Genomic DNA, 24400 nt, shown 5'->3' with positions numbered 1-24400 from the left:
GCGAGCTCGTCCGGGGGCGCGGTGCCGAGGCGCTCGAGGAGCGCGAGCAGCGCGTCGAGCGAGTTCATCTTCATGTACGGGCAGGTCGCGCAGCCGCCCGCCGTCGAGCAACCTTCGCCGGCCGCCACGCCGGGGACGACGGGCAGCGTCGCGTCACCGGGGGCGAGCGCCTCTCCGGCCACCGGGAAGACGATTTCGACGGCGAGCTCGTGGCCGTCGTGCGCGCGGAGCTTCTCCTGCACGCTTCGCGCGATGGCGGTGATCATGCCGCTCTCGGTGCCGAGGATGAACTGAAGACGACCGCGGTCCGAGCGCCCGAGGGCCTCGTCGACCTTGCTGTTGATGAAGCCGAGGATGTTGGAGGTCGAGCCGACCACGCCGAGCCCCTGTCGCTGTCGCTCGAGGCCGAGCCCGAACATCTCGCCGGGGACCTCGAGGTGCGCGGTGATCATCGCGTCCGGGTAGTCGTGGCGGGTCCGCTCGACCACCTGGTCGGCGAACAGGTGATGCACCACGCAGATGCCCTGCCCGAAGTAGTGGAAGCGCTCGACCAGGCGACGGACGCTCGCGGCGTCGTGCGCGGGATGGAGCGAGCGCACGGTGTCGTCGCCGAGCTCGGCGAGCGACGAGAACATACCGTGGAGGTTCTTGCCCATGTAGGTGTCCGGCCCGAACCACACCTGAACGCCGGGGAGCGCGGCCGCGGCGCCGAGCACCATGGAGACCACGTTCGACGAGGTGCAGGTGATGGTCGGTAAGAGCGCTTGCGCCTTGGCCTTCACGCGTAAGCTCGTGTTCACGTAGACCACGTGGAGCGAGCGCGGATGGCGCGCGGCGCGGGTGAGATACGCGCCATAGGCTGGCGCTTCCGCAGACTCGGCGAGCGAGCAGCCGATGGCGCGGGTATCGACGCGGTACACCGGGACGTGTGAGAAGCCCGAGCCGTCGAGGATGGCGCGGACGTTCTCGCTCATGAAATCGACGCCGAGCACGACGATGGCGCGCGCGCCCGCCTGGGCCATCTCGACGGCGCGCGAGGCCATGAGCAGCGAGTCCGCGATGTGGATGTGTGGCCAGTCGCATGCGGCGAGAGTGCCCTGGAGCTCGGGCCCCATGTAGAAGTGAGCCACGACGCCGGCGCCATGAGCCGCGAGGAGCTCGCGCAGGCGCGCCACGGTGGCCGGATCGGGCTCCAGGTACTCGGCCTGGGCCTCGGCGAACGCGCCGCGCGGCTCGAGCAGGTTCGCCCGGATGACGAGCGATGGAAAGGTGCCGGGCGACGCCGGGGAGAGCGAGGGCTGGACCATGACGCGCCCTCATGGATAGTGCCGCGAGCTCGCGCGCGCCACTCCTCGTCGCCCGCGCCGGCTCGGCCTCGGGCGGGACGGAGGGAGCCTCATTTCGCGCGGACGGTGGACGCCGCCGGGGGCGCCTTCGCGAGCCAGGTGAAGTTGTCGAGGAGCACCGTCGAGTCGAAGTTCGCGTCGCCCTCGTCCCAGAGCGCGAAGCGGAGCGTGACGAGCTCGCCCGGCGTGGCGGGTACCGAGGTCGTGAGCCAGCCGGACGAGGCGTGGGGGACGGCTTCGGTCGCCTCGACACCAACCCCATCGAAGCCCGTTCCGGCGAGCTCGGACGGGCCGCGCGCGCACGCGAACGCTCTGCCCTCGATCGTCTGCGGCGTGCAGGTCTCGATGAGGTCGTTGTTCACGCTCAGCTGGTTGTTCCGCGAGTCGAAGACGACGTTCGCTTCGGTTGCTCCGGTCGCCTCGGGGCTCACCAACGCCACGAAACGATCATTGAACGTGGAGCAGACGAAGCTCGGGAACTCGAAGCTGAAGAAATCGAAATCGAAGGAGAAGCCGTGAGCGTTGCTCGGGACGCGCAGCACGATCTCGAGGCCGACAGAATCGTAGACGGCGCTCGGCGCGGTGGTGGAATCCCCGCAGAACGGGCGCGACACGCCGAGCGGGGGCGGTGCGGACCGAGTGTTGTGTTCCGCGCTGCCCGTGGCTTGGTACCCCGGATCCCCGGGGCTTCGCGCCGTCCCCGAGGAGAGCGCGAGGAGCCTCGGGCCTCGGCGCGGAACGATGACGTCGCCGAAGTGGTCGAGGAGCCCGTGGCCGATCGCGGCCATCCCGCTAGAGCCGTCCGCCTTGACGTAGCGCGCGCTCACCACGCCGGGGCTCGCGCCGTCAGACTCGGCGCAGAGCTCGATCGCCTTCGCCGCGGTCTTCGGGTCGTTGTAGGCGATGTCGACCGTCGGCGCCACGCAGGACGCGGGCGCGTCGTCGGCGACTCCGCTGCAGTCTTCGTCGAGGTGGTTGCCGGGAAAATCGTAGGCGTCCGCGTCGATGCAGCCGGGGGCCGGGCCGCCGCCGTCGCCGGGGGCGGAGCCATCCCTACCGCTCGAGCCCCCGCTGCCTCCGTCGCGAGCGCCCGCCTCGCACTTCCCGCTCGCGCAGATTTCGCCGTCGGTGCAGTCGCCCGAGTCTCGGCATGCGACGCACTGGCTCGTGAGCTTGTCGCACAAGAGCCCGAGCGGCGTGCAGTCCTTGTCCGACTTGCAGGTGACGCGGCACTCGTGCTGAGCACATAGGGCGCCAGTTTCGCAGTCGGCCGAGGTCACGCACTCATAGCAGCGGCTCTCGGCGGCGTCGCAGACCTTGCCGCTCGGACAGTCGAGCGAGTTCTCGCAGGCCTCGTACGGCACGCACGCCCCCGACGTGCAGTCGTGGTGAGCCGGACAGTCGGTCGCCACTCGGCACTCGACGCACTGGCCGCGCGTGGTGTCGCAGAGGAGATGATCGGCCTTGCACTGCTTGTCGGAAACGCACGGGCGACCGGCGGACGAGCCGCCGGAGCCTGCGCCGCCGTCGGGGCTCGCCTTCAGGTCGCTAGACTCGGAGCCGCATCCCGCGGTGACCAGGGCCGCGACGCCGAGCGCCGAGGCCAAGGTGAGCCAGGTTGGGATCGATGACCGAAGAAAGGACATACTCGAAACGCTCCTACGCTCGTCGCGGGCGCAGTCTCCCCCGGAGGCGCGCCTGAATTCGACCTAACCCTGGAGGCTTCGCTCCGCAAGGCTCGTTCTCCGCGGGCGCCCGCGGCCTCGCTGCGACGGCTCGCGAGGCCGCGTCACCACGGTCAGAAGAGCCCGCGGCGCGCCGCCAGGAGGATCGCGCCGACGTGCACCCCGTGCTGGATCCGGCCGCTCGCGATGTCGTCGAGCAGGAGCGCCGCCGGCTGGACGAGCACCGCGATCTCCTCCGCGGCCTCGGGAGCGGGCGGCCCGACCGGGCGGGCACCGCGTGCGACGTAGAAGTGCGCGCGGCTGGTGTGGCGGCTGGGCTCGGTGTGGACGGTGAGGAGCGGGGCCCAGTCCGCGGCGGCAAAGCCCGTCTCTTCGCGCAGCTCACGCTGAGCGGCGCCGAGCGGCGACTCGCCGGGATCGATGACGCCCGCCGGTAGCTCACGGCTCGTGCCGCCGAGCCCATGGCGGTACTGTTCGACGAGCACCGCGTCTCCTTCCGCCGTGAGCGCGAGCACCCCGACCCAGTCCACGCCCTCGACGACGTGGAACTCGTCGAGCTCGACCCCGCTCGGCAACGCGATGCGCTCCTCTCGCACCCGCAGCCACGGCCGCTCGAGGATCACGCGGCTGTCGAGCACGCGCCACCGCTCCATGGCGAGACCTCGCCAGACTCGCGCGAGCGCGTCAAGCCGGCGGCGCGTCAGAAGTCGACTTGGCGAGCGCCGACGCCGACGCTGAGCTCAGCCATCGGCGCGCCCATCACCTCACGGATCCCGAGCCCGACGCGGAACCCCGCGCGGTTGACGGAGGCGTCCGGCCCCCGGCGCTCTCCGAACAGGACGTCGAGCCCAGCGCTCGCCTCGTCTCCGAAGGCCGCGTGCGGCGCGCCGTGCTCGCGGCGGCTCGACGCGAGCACCCAGCCGTCGCGAGCCCACGCCGTCACGCCGACCGCGCGGATGAAGTCGAGGCCGAGCGAGAGCTCGATGGGAAAGCTGACCCCGAACGGGATCCGTCCGGTGAGTCCGTCGAGCCCGGGCCCCGCCCCGAGCCCGACGGTCACGTATCGACCCAGCCCGGCGCCCACGCCGAGCAGCGGCTGGAGGCGATAGAGGAAGCCCGTGCCGCCGCCGAGGGCGAGGTCGAACCCGCCGTAGAGGCCGACTGGCGAGGCGGCGCCGAGCGAGCGCAGCCCGATGCCGAGGCCGAACGCGCCAGCGCCGTCGCCGAGCGCGCCTCCTCCGGTGCTGGCCTCCGCGCGCAGCTGGACTTGCCCATCGATGAAGGCGCTTGCTTGGGAGCGCGGCGAGTCGTGCGGGGTCGTGGTGTCGCTCAGGCGAAGCGCGTCGACCTCGCCGAGCCAGCGGAATGGGAGCCGCGGGCCGTCGATCCGTTCGGGCTCCGGTGCGACGAGCCGCACCGTGACTCTCGTGACCCCGGCGCGCCGCTCGAGCTCGGCGTAGCGGCGAGCGGCGTCGGCGGAGGAGGCCGCCTCGGCTCCGAGCGCGCGCTCGAGCTCGAGCTCATCGGATACGCCCCGCGCGAGCGCGCGCGAGCGCTCGAGGCGCGCGCGCGCCTCCGCCCCCGCGCGGATCGCCGCCGCGGCCTCTTCGAGCGCGGCGCCGAGATCCCTCGTCGTGACCCGCTCGTAGCGGACTGTGCCGACGCGCCGAAGCTCACTGATGAGGCCGCGATAGCGTGCGTCGGGGACCTCGAGGACGAGCTCCTGCAAGGTGCCCCGCACCAGGCGCGCGCCGGCCGCCGTCGCCAGCGCCTGGACTCGCCCGGCCGCGTCGGACTCATCGGGGACCGAGAGCGAGAGCTCGGCGTCCTTCGCGAGCGCTCGCTCGGTCGGCCCGCCACGGCCCGAAGCGGGCTCGGCGGCGGCGCTGACGCTCGCCGTCACGAGCACTACGAGCGCTGCGAGTCCGCCCTTTCCAAGCGCCACCCGAGTGAGCTTAGCGTATCTCCGCCCGGGGGGAGCGCGAGTCGTGGGGGCGCGCTCCGAGCTTGAGCGACGCGAGCTTTCGGGCCATGGATGACGAGGCTTGAGCTTCTTACTCGACCCCGATCTCGCGCTCCTGGGCTTCGTGGGCCTCACCTGGGCCATCGCGCTGCTCCGCACCTTCGCCTTGCCGAAGGCCCTGCGCCGAGAGCCTCGCGCGATGCTCGCCCTGGTGATGGCGCTGGGCGGCGGGGCGTATCTCGCGCTCGGGCACGGGGCAGGCTACGCGGCTGCTGGCGCGTGGCTCACCGTCGTGCTCCTGCCCGGGCTCATGGTCCGCCGGGTCGCGCGCCTGGCGCTCGCGCGACGCTACCGGGACGCCGCTCGCTCCGCACGGGTCGTCGCCTGGCTCCGGCCGGCGAGCGGCTATCGCGACACCGCGCAGTACTATCTCGCGCTCGAGGCGCTCCGCAGCGGCCACCGCGAGGAGGGGCTCCGAGCGCTCGACGAGCTGGGTCGGAGCTCGCGGAGCTTCGCGAGCCTAGCGGCGGCCGAGCGGTTCGCTGCGATGGGAGCGTGGAGTGAGCTGCGCGCACACCTCGGGGCCTCGCCGGGCAGCGTGGAGCTCGCGCTCCTGCCGCGCTACGTCCGCTGCCTCGGAGAGTGCGGCGACCTGACCGCGATGTTCGCCGCGGCGGAGAGTGAGCACGGGCGGCTCGATGCTGCCGCAGCGCGGCCGCTCCGCCACTTGGTGTGGCTCTTCATCTTCTCCTTCGCTGGCCGTCCGGTTCGAGTAGCGGAGCTCTTCGACGGCCCGCTGCGACACGCGGACGGCGCGACCCGAGCGCTCTGGCTCGGGACGGCCGAGCTGGCGAGCGGCGAGGTCGAGGCGGGCCGCGCGCGACTCCTCGCCGCGGTCGATGAGGCCGGCCCAGCGCTCGGCCCCACCCTCGAGCGTCGAGTCCGTGAACCCCCCGCGCTCGCGGCGGCGACGCTCGGCGCCGGTGAGCTCCGCGTGCTCGAGCGCCTCGAGCGTGCGTGGCATGGTGAGCGGCGCTACGCGCCCGACGCCCGCGCGCGCGTGCGGCCGGTGGTGACCTGGGCGCTGGTCGGCGCGCTCGCCGCCATGTTCGCGCTGGAGATCCTCGCTGGCGGGTCCACCGACGATGCGACGCTCCTGAGACTCGGGGCCCTCGAGCCCAGCCGACTCGGCTCCGAACCCTGGCGGCTCCTGACCGCCCAGCTCTTGCACTTCGGCCCCGTGCACCTCGGCTTCAACGCGCTCGGGCTCGCCCTGCTCGGCGGGTTTGCCGAGCGCGCGCTCGGCCGGGTGCGCTTCCTCGTGGTCTACCTGCTCTCCGGGACTCTCGCGCTCTGCGCGTACGCGCTCCTCGCGCGCCTCGGCGTGACCGCCGCCGAGCTGCTGGTGGGCGCCTCGGGCAACATCATGGGGATCGTCGGGGCGAGCGCCGCCATCCTGGCGCAGGGGTGGTGGGCCGAGCGCGCCCCGGTGGCCCGCCGATACCTCATCATCTTCGCGTCGATGGTCGTCCTGCAGGCCGTGGTCGATCTGCTGGTGCCGGGGACGAGCTTCGTGGCGCACGCGCTCGGCGCCGCGTTCGGCTTCGTGCTCGCCGGGCCGATGGTGGGCATGGGAGCGGCTCGGGTCGCGGTGGTCGGAGCGCTCTCCATCGTTCTCTCGGTGGCGGGCGAGCGTTACTCGTCGCGAGAGTCACGGCAGCTCCTCGCCTGCGCCGGCCCCGAGCTCACCGGCTGTGAGGAGAGCTGCCGGGGCGGCGCGAGTGACGCGTGTCTCGAGCTCGCGGCGCGGCTGCGCGAGGGTGTCGGGGTCGAGGCGGACGCGCCGCGCGCGCTCGAATTCGAGGAGCTCGCCTGCGAGCTCGGGAGCGCTTACGGGTGCCAGAGCCTGGACCGCGCGGCGCGCGACGGTCGGGCGAGCGAGGCGGAGCGTCGCTTCGCCCGAGGTGCGCTCGGCACGGCGTGCGCGCGCGGCGAGCGGGAGGCGTGCCGTTTGCTGGAGGAGCTCGTCCGCTAGAGACGGCGCGCCGCGCTCCGTCGCTCACGGAGCCGGAGCGCTGCCCGCGGGCGCCGCGCTCCTCGGGAAGATGAGCGCGTACGAGCCCTTCGACGACTCGATGAGCCACGTGCGATCGGGGTGCAGCGTGGGAGCGTAGCGAGCATACCAGGGCAAGGCGCGCCACGAGGGGGTGTCCTTGATGTACTCAGGGACGATCAGATCGAGCTCGATGGCGCGCCCGGCGGTGAGCTCGCTTGCCGCCGGGCCGAAGGTGAACGACTCGAAGCCCGGGCGCGGGTGGAGGTCGTTGTGCATGGCGCCGCCGTAGGCGACGATGATGGACTCGCTGCCGGATTTCCTCCGGCGCTCGAGCAGCAGCTCGACGTCGCGGCGGGTGAGCCGCGCGATCATCTCGAGCATGCTCGCCACGTCATCGGGGCCAGCCCGGAGGATGGCGTCGTACTCCTTGCAGGCCGGAGTGAGCACGTGCGGCTGGATGCCGAGCGCCTTGGCCGCGTCGCCGAGCGCGATGAACTCGTTCTGGTTGGTGTCCGCCTGCGGCCGGGTGACGGCCTCCTGTCGCTTGGCGACCTGCTTCACCTTCTGCTTCGAGCACTTCGGGTTCGCGAACCACAGCTCGAGCAGCAGATCCGAGCTCTTCCCCGCGAGCTCGGGCAAGAGCTCGGTCGTGAAGCGCTTGGTGGCCGAGGCTACGCCCGGGGTGCCGCGCTGCGCATGCGCCTCTCCGACCGCGAGCACTACCGGCGCGTCCGCGAGAACCCGCGCGAAGGCGTCGCGCGGCGAGTCGAAGAGGGTGCAACCGGGCCCGCACCCGTCGTCGACGCGCGCCGCCGGGAGGGAAGCCGTTCCCGGCGCGGCCGGCGCCCGCGCGGGCGCGCTCACCCCGGGCGACGCCCGGCCGGAGCCGGCGGCCGCGGGCGCCGGTGGGCCGGGCTGCGTCGCGCAGGCCGGCGCGAGCGCGAGGAGCGCAGCGGCGACGCGCGCCGCCGGCCGCGTCGACCCGAAAGGACCCTGGGCTCGGGGCGCGATACGGTCACGAGCCATGGCTGTGAGGGTAGCTCACGAGGAGGATGAAGACGAGGCGGGGCCGAGCGGCGGGGGCTCGAGAGGGATCCGTCGCTCCTCATACCCGTACGCGGTAGGGGTGAGCTCGATGACCGTGTGGAGCGGGATGCTGAGGTGAGGGCATTCGGCCTGCGGCTTGCCCATCAAGTAGCCGTAGAGCGCGCGCAGCACGGCTTGGTGCGAGATGACCAGGATCGGGTGGTGCTGCCGCTCGAGCTCGATGATGACCGGCTCGAGGCGCTGGATGACGTCCGCGTAGGATTCGCCGCGCGGATAGCGATAGCGGAGCTTGTCGAGCGCGCGGGCGCCGTATTCGTCCGGTAGTCGCTCCGCGATCTCGACGTAGGTGAGCCCGTCGCAGACTCCCGCGTCGATCTCATCGAGCGCGCGCCACGCGACCAGCGGCCGATCGAGCGTCTCGGCGGTGCGAAGCGCGCGCTTCAGCGTGCTGGACCAGACGATGACGCCCTCGGTGGTCTCGCGTTGCTCGCGGACGAACTGCGCGAGCGAGCGCGCGTAGGCGAGGCCGCGCTCGGAGAGGCCGGTGTCGCCGCCGATCCGCCCCTGGACGTTGAAGCGGCTCTCTCCATGGCGCGTGAGGTAGATGTGGCGGCGCGCCGGGTGGAGGTTCAGGAGGAAGAAGATGATGCGCGCCTCGAGGTAGCCCTCGATGCGGTTTACGACCACCTGACGGCCAACATCGATGAGCTTCACGTAGCTCCGCTCATCCGCGCTGACCGGCTGATAGGTGCGCTCGTACTCGGCGATGCGCGCGCGGAAATCACGGGTGGCCTCCTCGGGGTCCACGCCCGCGTAGTCGGGCGAACGCAGCTTGTTGGCCCGGACGTTCTCGTCGACCACCGCCTGGTCCTCACAAATCGACTCGATGAACACCACCTGAGCGCCGGCCGCGCGACAGCGCTCGTAGACGAGGTCGCGCCGGGCGCGCTCGGTGTTGGTCGCGTCGTACACCCCGATCTCTCCGCCGCTGGCGAAGAAGGCGAGCAGATCGTCGAGCGCCTCGAGCGCTGCGCGCTCACGCGCCTCGTGCCCGGCCACGTTCTGGGACGAGAAGAATTCGGCGGGTTGACGCGCGCCGGCGATGCGCCGCCGGTAGTCGCCGACGTTGAAGATCTGGGTGCGGTAGCCGAGCCACGCCAGGTAGCGCCCGAGCTTGCGCCCCACGTACGTCTTGCCGCGCGCGGGGAGCCCCACCATCACCAGCGCGAGCCGCTTCGGCTCCGGTCGCACGCGGATCATCTTCGTTTCACCTCACCTCGACCGCGTCAGCTCGAGCTCCGACGACGTGGCGCTCGGGCCTAGTCGGCGCGCGTGCCGAGCGCCTGCCGGACCCGGCTGTGTCTTCGGCCGTAGCCGAGGTAGATCGCCATGCCGGCAGCGAGCCAGATCGCGAGCCGAAGCCAGGTCTCCCACGGCAGCGCGAGCATCATCGCCGCCGACACCAGGATGCCGAGGAGCGGCGTGAACGGCATCCACGGGGCCTTGAACGGTCGCGGGAGCTCCGGGTTCCGCCGGCGCAGCGCCCACACCCCAGCGCACACGATGACGAACGCGAGCAAGGTGCCGATGCTGACGAGCTCGCCGAGGATGCCGATGGGGATGAGCGCTGCGAAGACGGCCACGAAGAGCCCGACCGCGATCGATGATAGCCACGGGGTTCGGAAGCGCGGGTGGATGTGCGATGCCCAGGACCAGAGCAGGCCGTCGTGGCTCATGCTGAAGAACACTCGAGACTGCGCGAGCAGGAGCACCAGCATCACTGAGCCGAGGCCTGTCACGGCGCCGACCTTGACCAAGAGCTTGCCCCACGCGACGCCGGTCGCGTCGACCCCGACCGCGACCGGATCGGGGACGTTCAGGCTGGTGTACGGGACCAGCCCGGTGAGCGTGCCGGCCACCAAGATGTAGAGCAAGGTGCACACCACCAGCGAGCCGAGGATCCCGATGGGCATGTTGCGCTGAGGATGCTTGGCCTCCTGCGCCGCGGTGGAGACCGCGTCGAAGCCGATGTACGCGAAGAAGATGACGCCAGCGCCTCGGAGCACGCCGCTCCAGCCGAAGTGGCCGAACTCGCCGGTGTTCGGCGGGACGAACGGCGTCCAGTTCTTGATCAGCGGCGCCCAGCTCGCGCTCGCGAGGGTGGAGACCCCGAGCCCGATGAACACCAGCACCACCGCGAGCTTCACCAGCACGATCGCCGAGTTCAGGCGGGCCGACTCGCGGATGCCGACGACCAGCACCGCGGTCACGAGCAGGATGGCGAGGAACGCGACCAGGTTGAAGCTCGCGCTCACGTGGGGGAGCGTGGAGGGATCGACCTTGGCCTCCGCGAGCAGGTGACCGATGGTGTCGAGCGGAGCCCAGCGGCCCTGGTACTGTACGAGCTCGGTGCCGGGCGAGGCGGTCAGCGCGGGAGGGAGGTGGAGGCCGTAGTCTTGGAGGAGGCTGTTCAGGTAGCCGCTCCAGCCGACCGCGACGGTGGCGGCCCCGAACGCGTACTCGAGGATCAGATCCCAGCCGATGATCCAGGCGAAGAGCTCACCGAGGGTCGCGTAGGCGTAGGTATAGGCGCTGCCGGCGATGGGGATGAGCGCCGCGAACTCCGCGTAGCAGAGCCCGGCGAACCCGCAGCCGATCCCGGCGATGATGAACGAGACGATGATGGCTGGCCCCGCGTATTGAGCCGCGGTGCTGCCGGTGAGCACGAAGATCCCGGCGCCGATGATGGCACCCACGCCGAGCGCGACGAGGTCGGTCGCACCGAGCGCCCGCTTGAGCCCGCCATCCTCTCGGGCCGCTTCGCGGCTCAGGGTCCCGAGGTCCTTGCGTGCGAATAGCCCCATGAGCACGGCTTATACCCCATGAGCGAACGTGGTAACCAGGCTCGGCGATGACTATCAAGCTCCACCGGTTTCCGCTCAGCCACTACTCCGAGAAGGTGCGCGCGATCCTGGTCTTCAAGGCGCTCGACTACGTGCTCGTCGAGCATCGGCTCGGGCTGCCGCAGCTCGGCATCGTTCGCCTCAGCGGGCAACGCAAGCTCCCCGTCATCGAGCACGAGGGGAGCGTGGTGTTCGACTCGACGCAGATCGCGCTCTACCTGGAGCGAACATTTCCCGAGCGACGCAGGCTGCTTCCGGCGGACGAGGCGGCGCGGCGCGAGGTGCTCTCGCTCGAGGAGCGCATCGATCGAGCGTTCGCCATCGCGCCGGTGCTCGCCGGGTTCGACGCGCTCCGGGACGATCTCGACACCGTGGGTCGCGCGCTCGCCGTCGAGGTGTACGGCGTCGGGCCGCGCCTCGGGCGGCTCCTGGCTCGCCTGAACGCGCGTGCCGCCCGGCTCGGGCTCGGCCGCGGCGCCGTGGAGCGCGCCCAGGCGCGCACCCGGGCCCTGCTCGGCGAGCTGGATGACCGACTCGCGCGCTCGAGGTACCTGGTGGGCGACGCGCCGACCTTGGCGGACTTCGCGGCGGTGGGCCTCACCCTCCACCTCGAGTACCCGCGCTCGCGACACCTCGGGGTCCCGGAGCTCGCAGGGCTGGGCGCGCCCGGCTGGGCCGACGACCCACGCTTTGCCCGGTTCTTCGCGTGGCGACGGCGCTTCTACGAGGAGCTCCTCGACTAGGAGCCGGCCTGCCGGAGCGCTCCCCCGGTCACGAGCGTGCGGGGGCGCCGCGGCTCGTCCCGCGCGCGCGGGAGAGGTAGTCGATGAGGTCCATCTTGGTGAGGATGGCCTCGACCCGGCGCTCCCCGTCGACCACGATGGCCACCTCGCCGCGCTCGAAGATGTGCGGCAGCTCGGCGGCCTCGTCGTGGACGGTCACCGTCGATACGCGTCGCGTCATCACCTCGACGAGCTTCAGGTCGCGCGAGCGCCCGCCGACCAAGAGCCCGAGGACGTCGGTCTCGGTGACGATCCCGGTGAGCCGCCCGTCGTGCGTGCAGGGTAGCTGCGAGATCCCGTGGCGCTTGAAGAGCTCGACCGCCTCTCCGAGCGTGCGGCCGTCCTCGATGGAGATGATCTCCTGAGGGGGGAGCGCGCGCACGATGTCGCCGATCCGCCCCATCTCCCACTCGGCCTCGAGGAAGCCGTGCTGGCGCATCCAGGCGTCATCGACGAACTTGGTGAGATAGTTGCGGATCGAGTCCGGCAAGAGGGTGGCGATCCGCGAACCCGGGGGGAGCTCCTTGGCGAGCTTCAAGGCCGCCCACACCGCCGACCCGGAGGAGCCTCCGCAGAGCAGGCCCTCCTGTCGGATGAGCTGGCGCGACACTCGGAACGAGTCGCGATCGTTGCTCTTGAACCAGCGGTCGACGAGCCCACGGTCGAGCACGTCCGGGATGAAGTCGTAGCCGATCCCTTCGACCTTGTAGCTACGGATTTCCCCCGGACCGGCCAGGATCGAGCCCTCCGGGTCGACGCCCACCACGAGGCAGCCAGGCAGCGCCTTCTTGATCGCTCGCGCGACCCCGGTGATGGTGCCGCCGGTCCCCGCGGTGAGCACGATCGCGTCGAGCTTGCCGTCACACTGCTCGATGATCTCGGCCCCCGTGCCGAGCTCGTGGGCGAGCGGGTTATCGGGGTTCGCGTACTGATCGAGGATGTGCGAGTTGGGGAGCGTCTTGGCGAGCTGCTGGGCGACCCCGATGTGGCTCTCCGGCGAGTCCCAGGCGGCCTCGGTGGGAGTGCGGATGATTTCGGCGCCGAGCGCCTCGAGCACCACCTGCTTCTCCTTGCTCATCTTCTCGGGCATGGTGATGATGAGCCGGTAGCCGCGCACCGCCGCGGCGACCGCGAGCCCGATGCCCGTGTTGCCGCTGGTCGGCTCGATGAGCGTGTCGCCGGGCTTGATGCGCCCGCTCTTCTCGGCCTCGATGAGCATCCGCACGCCGATGCGGTCCTTCACCGAGCCGCCCGGGTTCATGAACTCCAGCTTCGCGAAGATCTCGCACGGCAGACCTCGCCCGACGCGTGAGAGCTTGACCATCGGGGTGCGCCCGACCGCATCGAGGACCGACTCCAGAATCGCCATGGCGGCATGCTAGTACGTCCCGCGCGGTTCGGGTGCTCCGGAACCACCCGGAGGGCGCCGGCATCCAGGGTTGACGCGACGCATCCTCGCGAGTCGCGGCTTTGCTAGACTCCTCGCACCGTGGCGCGGGTCTTGGTCGTGATGCTCGTCATGGTCGCCATCGCGGCGAGCGCGCGCCCGGGGCGCGCTCAGGCCGCGCGCTGCGACCGCGCCACCACCGACTGGGTCGCGCGCTGCGCGCGGAGCGCCGGCCTAGCGGTCGAGGCGCGGGGCTGCCCATCCGGGAGGCTCGTCGCCTCGGTGACCCCCGGCGATGGCGCCGTGCTCGACGTCGAGATTGGGCTCGCCAACGGCCCGGCGTTTCGTAAGGCGGGGCGCTTCGGCGTCTCCCCGATCGGAGACTTCCCCGATTGGAATCGCGAGTCGCCCGAGCGCCGCCGCGCGTTCGACGCCATCGTCTCCTGCGTCGCGCGCGATCCGAGCCTCACCGTGACCCGCGATGCGGAGCCTCCGACCGGGACGCCGAGCCGCGCGCCGCCGCCGCCGCCCGAGCGGATCCCGTGGCTCCTATTCGGCGGCGGTCTGCTCGCGCTCGCTGCCTGCGGGGCGCGGCGGCGGCCCGGGTGGCCGTCGCTTCGGGCGCTCGCCGGGTTCGCGGCCCTCGCCGTCGGGTGCTACGCGTTTCGTCGCCTGGCCCTGCCGTCGGCGTTCTTCCACCAGAACGGGCACGGCCCGGAGTGGATCCAGGCGACACTCTCGGGAGAGCCGCGCTACGCGAGCTATGGGCCGGGCTACGCGCAGCTCTTCGGCGCGATCACCCGGCGCGCCTCCGCGCCCGATCTGCGCGTCTTCTTCGCGCAGTCGCTGGCGGCGGCGCTCACCCCGGTGCTCGCGTGGATCGTTGCGCGCCGTGCCGGCGCGCGACGCGCGCTGGCGGGCGCGCTCGCGCTCGCGGTCGCGGTCGATCCGGTGCTCGGCCGGATCGCGCAGAGCGAGTCGTATTTCGCGACCGGCGTGGTGCTCCTCTACACGGCCGCCGCGGTGCTCATGAGCGGGACGAGCCGGGTTCCCACCCGCGCGCTCGGCTTCTGGCTCGCGGTGACGGCCGCCGGGCTCTTCATCGCTCAGGCGGCCTCGGTCCATCCGCTCCTCTGGCTGCCGTCCGCGACGCTGCCGCTCGTGGTCCTCGCCGCGCCGGGCAGGCTCCGCGCACGCCTGACGCGCGTCGCGGTGGTGGCGGCCGCGCTCGCCGCGGTGGTCGCGGTCACCGTCGGCCCCTCGCTCGTGCGGGTGTACCGCGGTGAGCTGTCGAGCCTCGGCTCGTCGTTCGCGGCGCGACTGGTCCTGATGATGCGCCCGGATATCCCGCTCGTCGCGGCTGGGCTCATCGCGGCGGTGGTGCTGCGGCGCTGGCGAAGGCTGCTCGTCCCGCTGGTCGGCTGCGCGGCGGTGGCGCTCGTCGCGAGGCGCGCGGCGCAGTCGCTCGAGCCGAACCCCGCGGTGGCGGCGGCCTGGGCGCGGGTGTTCTGGCCGACCCTCACCGCGCTCTTCGCCTCGAGCGCGGTCGCGCTCTTCCCGCTCGTCGCGCGGGTCGTGCCCGTCTCCCGTCGAGGCGTGGCGCGGGCGCTCGCGGTGGCCGTCGCGGGGCTCGCCGTCGGCGCGAGCGCGGTCCGCTGGCGCGCGCTCACCCGGCTGCCGACCGACGCGCTCGAGCAGAGCTTCGCCCTCGAGTGGCGCGCGCGACTCCCCCCGGGCGCCATCGTGACCTACCTCGATCGCGTCGGCAACGACATCATGACGCTCCCGCTCTATGACGGCGCGGGCCTCGCGCCGCGCGGCGAGCCGCTCTCTCGCGGCCCGTCGGCGAGCGGCGGCGCGCCGCGGTACTACTATCGCTCGTCGCTCTGCAGCCTCGCCGCTGGCGCCCCGTTGTGCGCCGCCGCCGAGCGCGGGCGACGGCTCGAGCGGCTCGAGGTGCGCGAGCTCCCCGCGATCCCGAGCATGCGCTGGTCGCGCTATCAGGCCTCGCCGGTGCGCGTGGAGCTCGCTCGCGAGCGCACGACTCGGTGAGCCGGCGCGCTCGCCGGCGCGCTACTTCACCGCCAAGGCGAGGCCGCCCTCGCGCGGGTCGGCGTAGCCGTAGGCCTCGTCGCCGACGATGAGCAGATCGTTGGCGTCGCCCATCGGGAGCGTCTTCTTCGAGACGCGGTGTCCCATCGCCTCGAGCTCACGCCGCACGGCCACGGAGATCGGCCGCGCGCGCTCGTAGCGGAAGGCGTCGGGCGCGAAGTCCTGGTGGACTCGAGGCGCATCGATCGCCGCATCGAGCGTCATCCCGTGATCGACGATGTTGCGGAGCACCTGCACCACCGTGCTCGGGATGGTGTCGCCGCCCGGTGAGCCGAGCACGAGGATCACCTCACCGTGGTCGAGCACCAAGGTCGGCGCCATCGAGCTCACGGTGCGGCGCCCGGCGACCGGGAGGTTCTCCCCGATGGTGCCGAAGGAGGCGACCGAGTCGTTCAAGACCACGCCGGTGCCGGCGGCGACCATCCGCGCGCCGAACCCGGCCGAGAGCGTGGTCGTGCAGCTTACGACGCTCCCGTCCGCGTCGATCACGGAGAAATGCGTGGTGTGCTCGCTCTCGAGTGAGGCAAGGACCGCGTGGTAGCGCGCGTCGACCTCCGCGGAGGGGGTCGCGCGCTCGGGGTCGATGCGCGGCGCGCGCGCGGCGAGCCACGCCGAGTCGGTGACGCGCGCGAGCTGCGCGGCGAGCGCGGCCGGCGGCAGCGCGTCCGGATCGACGACCGTGAAGCGGCGATCGGCCTGGGCGCGTCGGGACGCCTCGAGGAATAGGTGCAGCTCTCGGGCCGAGCCGGCCTCCTCCTCCCAGGCTCGGTGCGCGTCGAGGAGCCCGAGGAGCTCGGCGATCGCCACGCCGCCCGCGCTCGGGGGCGGCATGGTGAGGACGTCGAGCCCGCGATAGCGCACCCGGAGCGGCTCGCGCAGCACCGCCTCATAGTCTAGTAAATCATTCAGTGATAGATGGCCGCGGAGGGCGTCCACCAGTCGCTTGGCGGTCACGCCTTTGTAGAAGCCGTCGCGGCCCGCCCGGGCTACCCGCTCGAGGGTGCGCGCGAGATCCGGGTTTCGGAGCCGGTCGCCGCGCGCGCGCGGCTTGCCGGCCGCTCCGAAGATGGCGGCGGCCGCCGGATCGCGCGCGAGCACCGGCCACGCCCAGCGGATGGTGAGCGCGGCGCGCGCGCCGAGCGGAAATCCGTCGCGCGCGAGCGCGATCGCCGGCGCGAGCACCTCGCCGCGCGGGAGCCGGCCGAAGCGTTCGCGGGCGAGCTCGAGCCCCGCCACGCTGCCCGGCACACCGACCGCGGCCGCGCCGACGGCGTGGTTGGCGATCATCGCGTCGAACACCGGGCGGGTCAGGGCTCTCGGCGCGGTCTCGCGAAAATCGACCGCGACCGCCGGCTGCCCCTTCATCCGCACCAGCATGAACCCGCCGCCGCCGAGGTTTCCCGCGCTCGGGTGCACGACCGCGAGCGCGTAAGCGACCGCCACCGCGGCGTCGACGGCGTTGCCGCCGCGCTCGAGGATGGAGAGCCCGGCGCGCGTCGCGTGCGGCTCGACGCTGGCGATCACCCCGCGCTTGCCGTGCGCCGCGCGCGGACCCCCGCCGGGGAGGACGAGCGCGCGGACGCCCTCCGCGGCGTCCGCGCCCGCGTCCCGGGCGGGGGCTTGGGGTTGGCTCGGCGCGGAAGCTCGGGGCGCGGCGCGGGCGCTCGTCACCGATGCCGCGCGCGCGCTGGCGGAGGGCGGCGGCGACGGCTCGGGCGCAGAGGGCGGCGTGCACGCGCCGAGCGCCGCGGACAGCGCCAGGCCGGCGAGGAGCATGCTCGAGCGACGCACCCGCGCAGTCTCGGTCACGAGCGGCTCGCGCGGCAAGGGCGCGCTCAGCCGATGCCGTAACGCGGCTGCACCTCGCTCGGGAGGTCCGCGGCCGCCGCGAGCGGAAGCGCCTCGCCGCCGAGCGAGCGATAACGCCGGTAGATCTGCCAGCGCAGGTGGACCTGACCGAGCCGCACCACCACCGCCCCGGCGTAGAGCCCCACGCAGAAGACGAGCGCGCTGCCCATGAGGACCAGGAGCACGAGCAGGCTGAACACGAAGTAGCTCACGAGCACGGTGGCCCAGGTCGCGCGCCCGTAGCGGAGGAGCGCGCTCGGAGCGAGCGAGCCGGAGAAATCTCCGTTCAGCTCGGCGGCGGTGAGCGCGCCGTTCACCGCGACCGTGACCGCGGCGCCGCCCACCGCAGCGATGAGGACGAACAGCGCGCTCACGCCGATGACGATGGCCGGGTCGAGGCCGCCCCGCATGATGACGTTCGCGCCCACGGACAGCATGAACGCGGCCATCGTGATCACGATGCCGAGCGGGAGCGCCGCGATGAGCTGTACGGCGAAGGGCACCACCCCGCGCCCGAGATAGTGGGAAAGGTCCGAGAACTCGAGCTTCGGGATGGGTCGAGGGTGCTCGCGGACCAGCCGCTGGAGGATCTCGGATTGCCACCCCATGAGGACGATCGGTCCGGCCATCGGGATGAGCGATATGACCGTGCCGACGAGCACCGAGTGTAGCCAGTCCCGGTCGCTGAACGCGAATCTCATGGCGTCGAGGGCGCTCACCTGTGCGGGTGGCGGACCGAGCGGGCTCTTGAGCATGAGCCCATGATAGTCGAGGCGAGGTTCTGGGGTAGACTCACGCGCGTGGACCGCCCCTTCGTTCCCCTCACCGTCGCCGTGCTCACCGTGAGCGACACCCGCACGCTCGAGACGGACTCGAGCGGCGCGCTCGCGGTCGAGCGGCTCGAAGCGGCTGGGCACCACGTGGCGGCGCGCCGCATCGTGACCGACGATGCGAGCCTCATCCGCGACGCGGTCGCCGCCTGGGTTCGCGACGACGCGCTCGATGTCGTGATCGTCACCGGCGGCACCGGAATCACCGCGCGAGACGTGACCCCCGAGGCGCTCGCGCCGCTCTCCGACAAGGCGCTCCCCGGTTTCGGAGAGCTCTTCCGCATGTTGAGCTACGCGGACATCGGGGCGGCGGCCATCCAGTCGCGCGCCGAGGCGTTCCTCGCGCGCGGGACGCTGGTCTTCGCGCTGCCAGGCTCGACCGGGGCGGTGCGGCTCGCCCTCGAGAAGCTCATCGTGCCTCAGCTCGACGGTCGCACCCGCCCGTGCAATTTCGTCGAGCTCTTGCCGCGCGTGAGAGCGAGCGGCTGACGCGGGCTCACGGCACCACGGTCAGCTCGGGATCGCTCTTCGCCCAGCCTTCCAGATCGCCCGCGGCGGCGGCGACCACCGGCACGCCGAGCTGTCGAGCTTCGCGCACGACCGTGGGCGCGCCCTCGATGCGCGACGCGGTGATCAGGAGATCCGCCGCGGCGAGCCAGGTGAGCGCCTCGGGGCGAGCGAGCTGACCGGCGAATCGGGCGCTCGGGAACGACCGAGCGAGCGCCTCTCGCTCGGGGCCGTCCCCGACCACGACCACCTCGGCTCCCGGAAGCAAGCTCGCCGCCGAGAGCGCGACGCCGACCCGCTTGCCCGGGACCAGCCGCGCCATGATGACGACCAGGCGCTGCTCCGCGCCGATCGAGAGCGCGATGCGCGCCAGCTCGCGCGGCGGCGTGTCCGCTAGATCGATGGGGCAGGGGGCGACCTGGCTCGCGTCGCGAAGCTCGGGGAGGGTGGCGTCGGCGAGGCGCTCGCGGAGCTCGGCAGACACGAAGCGGAAGCGCGCGCCGCGGCGGAGGAGCGCGCGCACGATCCCGACGCGTGCCACGCGTGGTAGCGCGAGCAGGAGCGCCACGTCGCTGCCGTGCGCGACCACCTCGAGCGGCGCGCGGACGGCCAGCGACACCGGCCAGGCGCTCGGCACCAGCCAGTGGGCGACCACGCGATCGAACGGACCGAGCTTGCGGAGGGTGCGGCTCGCGGCGAGCGCGAAGCGCAGCGCACCGAGCGCGCGGACCGGCCGCTCGCGCAGACGCGATACCGCGCCGGGAAAGCCAAACAAACCAAAGTCCGGGAGCCGCTCGACTCGCTCGCGCGAGCCCGCCGCCGCGCGCCCCGGCGCGATGACGGTGACGTCGTGACCGGCGGCCGCGAGCGTCCGCGCCTCGGTCTCCACGAAGTGGCCGGCCGCGTCGCCCGGCCGCGACGGGTACGAGGTGGTGAGGATCGCGATCTTCATCCGCGTGGGGCTAGAGTCGGGGTAGCTCGCCCATGCTCTTCAGCTCGTCGGCTCCGAGGGCGTCGATGAGATCACCGAGCGCGCGGAGGTAGCGGAAGGTATAGATGCCGGCGGTGTGTCCGTCGCCCCAGGTGAGCTGAATCGCGTAATTGCCGACCTGCTCGACGGCGCGGATCTCGAGGTTCCCGCCCGCGATGAAGCGGATCCCGCTCGAGTGCCCCTGGCAGCTCGCGCAGGGGCAGAAGCCGCGGAGGAGCTCGTGGGGGTAGCTCGACCCGTGGCCGTCCGACCAGGTGATCTCTAGGGTCCGAGCGCCGTGCGGCGCCTTGAGACCGGTCGGCTGAGTGCGCGGATCGGGGGCCATGCGCCCCCGTAATTCGCGGAAATGTCGCGCGGTGTAAAGCGGCGGGCGTGCAAAAAGAGCTTGCGGCGCGCCGCGCTGGGTGTCATATCCCCGGCCCCTTGGCTAATCCCACCGAATCGATCCAGTGTAAGCCCCTCGAGGTCCAGGTCGGCGACAAGGGCATCGAGCGCGCCATCAAGCACCTGAAGCGCAAGATGGCCGCCGAAGGCATCCTTCGCGAGCTCAAGCGCCGCCGCCACCACATGAAGCCGAGCGTCAAGCGACGTAAGAAGATGAGCGAGGCCGCTCGTCGCCGCCGCAAGCGCCAGAAGATCGAATTTTAGCCATCGCGCGAGCCGGCCGCGAGCTTCTCTCAGAACCTCCGGCAACCACTCGCAAATTTGGCCGGGAGCCGGACGCTCGGGCAACCTCCGAGGTCCGCGATGGCTCTCCCGCCCCCGGTCCCGCGCAACACCCGCCTGACGAAGAGCGAGCCTCCGCCGCCGCTCTCGGCGCCGATCTCGGCGCCTCGCGCCCGGCCGCCGCGTCTTCGGCTCCGCAAGCTGCTCGCGCTCGGTGGCGTCGCGCTCGCGCTCTGGGCGCTCTACCCGCGAGCGCTGTCGGCGTGGCGGCTGCACGGCGCGGCGGCCGTGCTCGCCGACTACGCGCTCTGCATGGTTGGTCCGACCGGTCCGTCGCTCCTTCGCGACACCCCCGTCGAGTTTCGGCGGCTGGTGCGGCGCCGGCTGATCTACAGCGCCGCCGGGGAGCGCCCGTTCGAGCGCTGCGCGGCGGGAGCGCGCGAGCTCACCGGCTCGTCGCGCGTCGCGAGCGCGCACCGGGCGGAGGCCTGGAGCTTCGTCGAGTACGGCGCGCCGCCGGCGCTGCGCCGCGGGCCGCCGGTGTCGATCGACGACCTCGCGGTGAGCACGCGTCCGCTGGTCACCCTGGCGCGCGAGGGCTGGCCCTTCGAGCGCGGGGGCTGGACGCGGCTGGTGCGCCCGTCGCTCGGCGCCTTCGAAGCGACGCACCCGATCGAGCTCGCGCGCCCCTCGGTCGGGCGGGGACTGCCCGCGTGGCGCGCCCGGTATCGCGCGCTCCGCGCGACGCGGAGCGGGCTCGTGCTCGCGGTGGGCAAGGGAGCCAACCTCGCCGCGTATCGGAGCACCGACGGCGGCGTGAGCTGGGTGCCGTCTCCGCTCGGTGACCCTGAGCTGGCCGCGTTCGCCGAGCGGTGCGCGGCGCCGAGCGGCCAGCGCGCGTTCACTTTCCGCACCAGCGATGACGGCGCGCGGACCCAGGTCACCTCGCAGGGCCCCGACGACGCGCCCTCGAGCGTCGATCTCGCGCCGGCGTCGCTCGAGATCGTGTCGGCCGCGTGCGACGAGAGCGCGCTGGTCGCCGCGCTCGCCGCCCCCGGCGCGCGCGCGGCCGCGCTCGCGCTCTGCCCGTATCGGCAGCCGTGCCGCGCGCTCACCGCGCCGACGTTCACGGGCGTGGACGCGCGGCCCGCGCTCCCGCTCGATCTCGCGCGGGTCGACGGCGCGACCGTCCTCGCGGTGGCGATGGGCGGCGTGGTCCGGGTGACCTCGTCGCGCGACGACGGGCGCTCCTGGGCCCCGTTTGGCGTCGCCTTCGACGCGGCCGCGCACCCCGAGGTTCGCACCGCGGTCGGGGTGCCGAGCCGCCTGCTGGCGCTCGGTCACCGCGTGCTGCTCTACGGCGGCGCGGACCGACCCGCGGAGACCTACCCGGTGCTCGTCTCCGACGATCTCGGCGCCGCGTGGCGCGCGCCCTGAGCGCGCCTCAGGAGCCGAGACAGCCGAGGTTCACCTCCACCTTGGCGGAGTGGTCCGACTGGATCGCCGTGCAGGTGGCCGGGCAGAGCGTGATCTTGGTCGGGCTCGCGTCGTTGTCGTAGTACCAGCCGCCGCCTCCGCTGCCGGCCGCGGGGCACGAGCCCGCGCCGCTGACCTTCGGGATGGTCTGGGCCGGCGGGTTGCCCCCCGGCGAGTACTCCACGCTGACCTTGCCCGGATCGATGACGCCCGCGTCGCTGGTCGGCATGGCGTAGTCGCAGCCGATGGCGGACGCCTGGATGGTCTTCAAGACGTCCGCGAAGACCGCGTAGTTGCCGTTACCGACGCTGTAGTAGTGGCACGAGGCGCCGCTGATGCAGTAGTTCGCGTGCGCGGGCGCGCCGCCATTGACCGCCATCGTCTCGAGGTTCGCGGCCGTCGCGCCGGTCATCCCGATGACGTAGGTGCGCACGCCGGACCCGCCGTTCCACGCGTTTCGGATGACGGTGCCGACCGTCGCCGCGTCCCCGCAGCCGTACGGATCGCCGTCGGTGATGAGGATCCCGATGATGGTGCGGCTCGGATCCAATGACTTCTGGGCAGCGGCAAATTGAGTGAGGCCTCTGGCGGCACCTTCGGTGGGGGTGTTCGTGGAGGGGCTGTGGCTGTTCAGCGACGCGACGAAGTCTCCCGCGTTGGCGGGGATCGCGCGGAGGCTGATCTCCGGCGTCGCGTAGCCGACGCCGGCGCAGGTGCCGTTGTTGAGCGCGAAATACTGCAGGGCGACCCGCTGATCGAGCGTCGGATCGGCGGTCGCCATGAAGCCGTAGAGCGCGTTGATCGCGTAGCACCACTTCGAGGGAGTCGACGCCGTGTACGTCGACGTGTTCACGTTGCAGTCGGTGTTCATGCTGCCGGACTGATCGAGCATGACGTACATGTCGAGCGGGAGCGGCTTGGTCTCGGCGGTGGTCGCGGCGCACGAGGAGTCCGAGTTGAAGCCGCCGTCGTCGATCGGGCCGTCGTAGCTGAACTCGACGTCGAGGCCAGCGTCGTTCGGGCCGCCGCCGGTGCCGCTCCCGCCGGTGCCGCTCCCGCCGCTCGTGCCGCCGGTGCCGCTCCCGCCGCTCGTGCCGCCGGTGCCGCTCCCGCCGCCGGCCGTCCCGGCCGCCCCGCTCGCGCCACCGCTCGCCGGCGCTCCGGCTCCTCCGCCGCTGCTCGAGCCGGCCTTGCCAGCGGCGCCTCCGCCGCCGAGCTGCGCGTCGCCGCCCGAGGTGCCGCAGCCGATCGCGGTCAGGCCGCCGATGCTCACCAAGCCGATCAACCCCAGAGCCAAGCGACGAACGCGCATGGGCCTCAGTCTGAGCGAAATCGCCTCCTTTCGCAAGGCGCTTCGCGGCCGCCCGCTCGCGCCCCGCGCGGGCTTCGGGCTACCCTGCTCGGGTCATGTTCATCTATGAGCGCGCGGTCGCGTTTCACGAGGTAGACGCGGCCGGGCTGGTATTTTTCCCACATTTTCTCACCTATGCCCACGAGGCGATGGACCGCTTCTTCGCGCCGCTCGACGGCGGTTATCTCGCCCTCGTGACCGCTCGCCGAGTCGGGCTTCCGGCGGTCCACGTCGAGTGCGATTTCGTCTCGCCGCTCGCGTACGGGGACGTGGTGAGGATCGAGACCTCGGTGCGCCGCGTCGGCAACCGGAGCCTCGAGCTTCGCTACCGGTTCGTGCGCGCGCGCGACGGCGAGCGCGCCGCCGAGCTCCTTCACACGGTGGTCACCACCGATCTCGATCGGCTCGAGAGCTGCCCCATGCCGGAGGATGTCCGGCGGGTCGCGCTCGCCCACCTCGAGCCGCAGCCTTGACGCCGGACCACCAGCGCGCGGCGCTCAGCGACCGCGCGCCGTCCGCGCGGCGATCCTCGCGAGCGCTCGCCGCTCCCAGCGCGACGAGGCACGCCCCGCGGCGACCGGATCGGTCTCGCCCGCGAGCGCTCCGAGCGCGCGCACCTTGATTCGGGCGGCCGCGACGCGCTCGGGCTCGGTGCCCGCTTCGCGCGCGGCGAGGAGCTGCCGCCACACGGCCAGCGCCGCGGGCCAGAGCTCGGCGGCGACGTAGGCGTCGGCGAGCGCCTCGAGCCGCGCGGGTGAGGGGTCGAGCGAGGCCGCCTGGGCGAGGTCCTCGCGCGCCTCTCGCGCGAGCCCGCGCGCCTTACGCAGCGCCGCGCGGAGCGTGAGCGCGTCGGCCGCGTAGGCGGGGAGCCGCGCCGCGCGCGCGCAGAGCGCCTCGGCCTCCTCGACGTCGCCCATCACCTGCCGCAGGCGCGCGAGCGCGAGGAGCGCAGGGCCGTAGGTCGGGTCCGCGCCGATCGCGTCGACGTAGGCCGCCGCCGCCTGCGCGGGGTCGCCGCGACGCTCGCGCTCGCGTCCGCGCCGGTAGAGCTCGAGGACCAGCGCGCTCGCCCGCACGGGGTTCCGCGCCGGGCCGGCATCCCCTCCCGATGGCTTCGGAGCCGGTGGGCGCGCGGGACTCGACACCGGGGCGTCGCCGAAGCGCGCCACCGGCTCGGCCGCGGCGTTCAGCGCGCTGCCGAACACCGAGAGCGCGCTCACGACCGCGAGCCCCACGGGCGCTCGGCTCGACACGATGATCCGAAGCCTAGAAGCGGGAGCGCGCTCGCGCCACTCGGAGCCGGGCGCTCGCGGGCTCTCGGGTGGGGATGCCGGCCCGGCGCGGAATCGCCGGTGTTCGCTCGGACGCGGGGCTGCGTCCCGCGAGCCACGCCGCGGGCGAGGCGGGGCCACCTCCACGCGGGTTGCGGCGGCGGCACGGCCGTTGCTGA

Annotated in this window: 21 protein-coding genes; 7 read left to right on the top strand and 14 right to left on the bottom strand. The window is 72.6% G+C overall.

All coding sequences use genetic code 11. From position 1 onward, the window contains the following. The 4 genes from nadA to OZ948_01190 form a co-directional block, all read right to left on the bottom strand. On the bottom strand, window positions 1-1307 hold a 1307-nt coding region (nadA, locus tag OZ948_01205), incomplete at its 3' end, for a quinolinate synthase NadA (GenBank protein ID MEB2343341.1). An 89-nt stretch (window positions 1308-1396) separates the two neighbouring features. Then, a complete protein-coding gene (locus OZ948_01200; GenBank protein ID MEB2343340.1) occupies window positions 1397-2710 on the bottom strand; it encodes a choice-of-anchor L domain-containing protein in 1314 nt (437 codons plus the stop codon). 434 nt (window positions 2711-3144) lie between these two features. Continuing rightward, a complete protein-coding gene (locus OZ948_01195) occupies window positions 3145-3684 on the bottom strand; it encodes an NUDIX hydrolase (protein ID MEB2343339.1) in 540 nt (179 codons plus the stop codon). A 47-nt stretch (window positions 3685-3731) separates the two neighbouring features. Then, the gene (locus OZ948_01190) at window positions 3732-4976 is read right to left on the bottom strand and encodes a DUF4349 domain-containing protein (protein ID MEB2343338.1); all 1245 of its coding nucleotides are present in this window, start codon (window positions 4974-4976) and stop codon (window positions 3732-3734) included. A gap of 100 nt (window positions 4977-5076) precedes the next feature. Between OZ948_01190 and OZ948_01185 the strand changes: the two genes are divergently transcribed. Further along, window positions 5077-7029 (top strand): rhomboid family intramembrane serine protease, encoded by a 1953-nt coding sequence (locus tag OZ948_01185; GenBank protein MEB2343337.1) that lies wholly within the window; start codon window positions 5077-5079, stop codon window positions 7027-7029. 24 nt (window positions 7030-7053) lie between these two features. Here OZ948_01185 and OZ948_01180 read toward each other — a convergent pair whose 3' ends face one another. From OZ948_01180 to OZ948_01170, 3 genes are all read right to left on the bottom strand, one after another. Next, window positions 7054-7914: a hypothetical protein gene (locus OZ948_01180; GenBank protein ID MEB2343336.1), complete on the bottom strand. Its 861-nt coding sequence runs from the start codon at window positions 7912-7914 to the stop codon at window positions 7054-7056. Between the two features lie 177 nt (window positions 7915-8091). Further along, window positions 8092-9357, bottom strand: coding sequence for a 6-phosphofructo-2-kinase/fructose-2,6-bisphosphatase (locus OZ948_01175; protein MEB2343335.1), 1266 nt, complete (start codon window positions 9355-9357; stop codon window positions 8092-8094). A 59-nt stretch (window positions 9358-9416) separates the two neighbouring features. After that, window positions 9417-10961 carry an amino acid permease gene (locus tag OZ948_01170; GenBank protein ID MEB2343334.1) on the bottom strand — a complete coding sequence of 515 codons (1545 nt, stop codon included), beginning with the start codon at window positions 10959-10961 and terminating at the stop codon, window positions 9417-9419. A 47-nt stretch (window positions 10962-11008) separates the two neighbouring features. Between OZ948_01170 and OZ948_01165 the strand changes: the two genes are divergently transcribed. Next, window positions 11009-11743, top strand: a complete 735-nt coding sequence (locus tag OZ948_01165) for a glutathione S-transferase family protein (protein MEB2343333.1) — start codon at window positions 11009-11011, stop codon at window positions 11741-11743. Between the two features lie 28 nt (window positions 11744-11771). On the opposite strand, the gene OZ948_01160 is transcribed toward OZ948_01165, so the two are convergent. Further along, on the bottom strand, window positions 11772-13151 hold the full coding sequence (locus OZ948_01160; protein ID MEB2343332.1) for a cystathionine beta-synthase: 1380 nt from the start codon (window positions 13149-13151) through the stop codon (window positions 11772-11774). A gap of 120 nt (window positions 13152-13271) precedes the next feature. Here OZ948_01160 and OZ948_01155 point away from each other — a divergent pair, with 120 nt between their 5' ends. After that, the gene (locus OZ948_01155) at window positions 13272-15221 is read left to right on the top strand and encodes a hypothetical protein (protein MEB2343331.1); all 1950 of its coding nucleotides are present in this window, start codon (window positions 13272-13274) and stop codon (window positions 15219-15221) included. Between the two features lie 21 nt (window positions 15222-15242). Here OZ948_01155 and ggt read toward each other — a convergent pair whose 3' ends face one another. Together ggt and OZ948_01145 are read right to left on the bottom strand one after the other, a co-directional pair. After that, entirely contained in the window at window positions 15243-17072 is a 1830-nt protein-coding gene (gene ggt, locus OZ948_01150; protein ID MEB2343330.1) for a gamma-glutamyltransferase, read from the bottom strand. 44 nt (window positions 17073-17116) lie between these two features. Further along, on the bottom strand, window positions 17117-17884 hold the full coding sequence (locus OZ948_01145) for a DUF4013 domain-containing protein (protein ID MEB2343329.1): 768 nt from the start codon (window positions 17882-17884) through the stop codon (window positions 17117-17119). A gap of 6 nt (window positions 17885-17890) precedes the next feature. On the opposite strand from OZ948_01145, the gene moaB reads away from it, so the two are divergent. After that, on the top strand, window positions 17891-18448 hold the full coding sequence (gene moaB, locus OZ948_01140; protein ID MEB2343328.1) for a molybdenum cofactor biosynthesis protein B: 558 nt from the start codon (window positions 17891-17893) through the stop codon (window positions 18446-18448). A gap of 7 nt (window positions 18449-18455) precedes the next feature. On the opposite strand, the gene OZ948_01135 is transcribed toward moaB, so the two are convergent. Beyond that, on the bottom strand, window positions 18456-19418 hold the full coding sequence (locus OZ948_01135) for a glycosyltransferase (GenBank protein ID MEB2343327.1): 963 nt from the start codon (window positions 19416-19418) through the stop codon (window positions 18456-18458). A gap of 10 nt (window positions 19419-19428) precedes the next feature. Continuing rightward, a complete protein-coding gene (locus tag OZ948_01130; protein ID MEB2343326.1) occupies window positions 19429-19782 on the bottom strand; it encodes a DUF971 domain-containing protein in 354 nt (117 codons plus the stop codon). A gap of 98 nt (window positions 19783-19880) precedes the next feature. Here OZ948_01130 and rpsU point away from each other — a divergent pair, with 98 nt between their 5' ends. Beyond that, window positions 19881-20105 carry a 30S ribosomal protein S21 gene (gene rpsU / locus OZ948_01125; protein ID MEB2343325.1) on the top strand — a complete coding sequence of 75 codons (225 nt, stop codon included), beginning with the start codon at window positions 19881-19883 and terminating at the stop codon, window positions 20103-20105. A 99-nt stretch (window positions 20106-20204) separates the two neighbouring features. Then, window positions 20205-21560 carry a hypothetical protein gene (locus OZ948_01120; GenBank protein ID MEB2343324.1) on the top strand — a complete coding sequence of 452 codons (1356 nt, stop codon included), beginning with the start codon at window positions 20205-20207 and terminating at the stop codon, window positions 21558-21560. A 7-nt stretch (window positions 21561-21567) separates the two neighbouring features. On the opposite strand, the gene OZ948_01115 is transcribed toward OZ948_01120, so the two are convergent. Further along, window positions 21568-22947: a VWA domain-containing protein gene (locus tag OZ948_01115; protein ID MEB2343323.1), complete on the bottom strand. Its 1380-nt coding sequence runs from the start codon at window positions 22945-22947 to the stop codon at window positions 21568-21570. A 59-nt stretch (window positions 22948-23006) separates the two neighbouring features. Here OZ948_01115 and OZ948_01110 point away from each other — a divergent pair, with 59 nt between their 5' ends. Beyond that, window positions 23007-23423 (top strand): acyl-CoA thioesterase, encoded by a 417-nt coding sequence (locus OZ948_01110; protein MEB2343322.1) that lies wholly within the window; start codon window positions 23007-23009, stop codon window positions 23421-23423. A gap of 24 nt (window positions 23424-23447) precedes the next feature. On the opposite strand, the gene OZ948_01105 is transcribed toward OZ948_01110, so the two are convergent. After that, window positions 23448-24203: a hypothetical protein gene (locus OZ948_01105; GenBank protein ID MEB2343321.1), complete on the bottom strand. Its 756-nt coding sequence runs from the start codon at window positions 24201-24203 to the stop codon at window positions 23448-23450. Window positions 24204-24400 lie beyond the last annotated feature (197 nt).

The organism is Deltaproteobacteria bacterium, assembly GCA_035063765.1.
GTDB lineage: Bacteria > Myxococcota_A > UBA9160 > UBA9160 > PR03 > CAADGG01.
The sequence above is the reverse complement of the archived record's forward strand: the minus strand, read 5'-3'. Positions and strand labels throughout refer to the sequence as shown.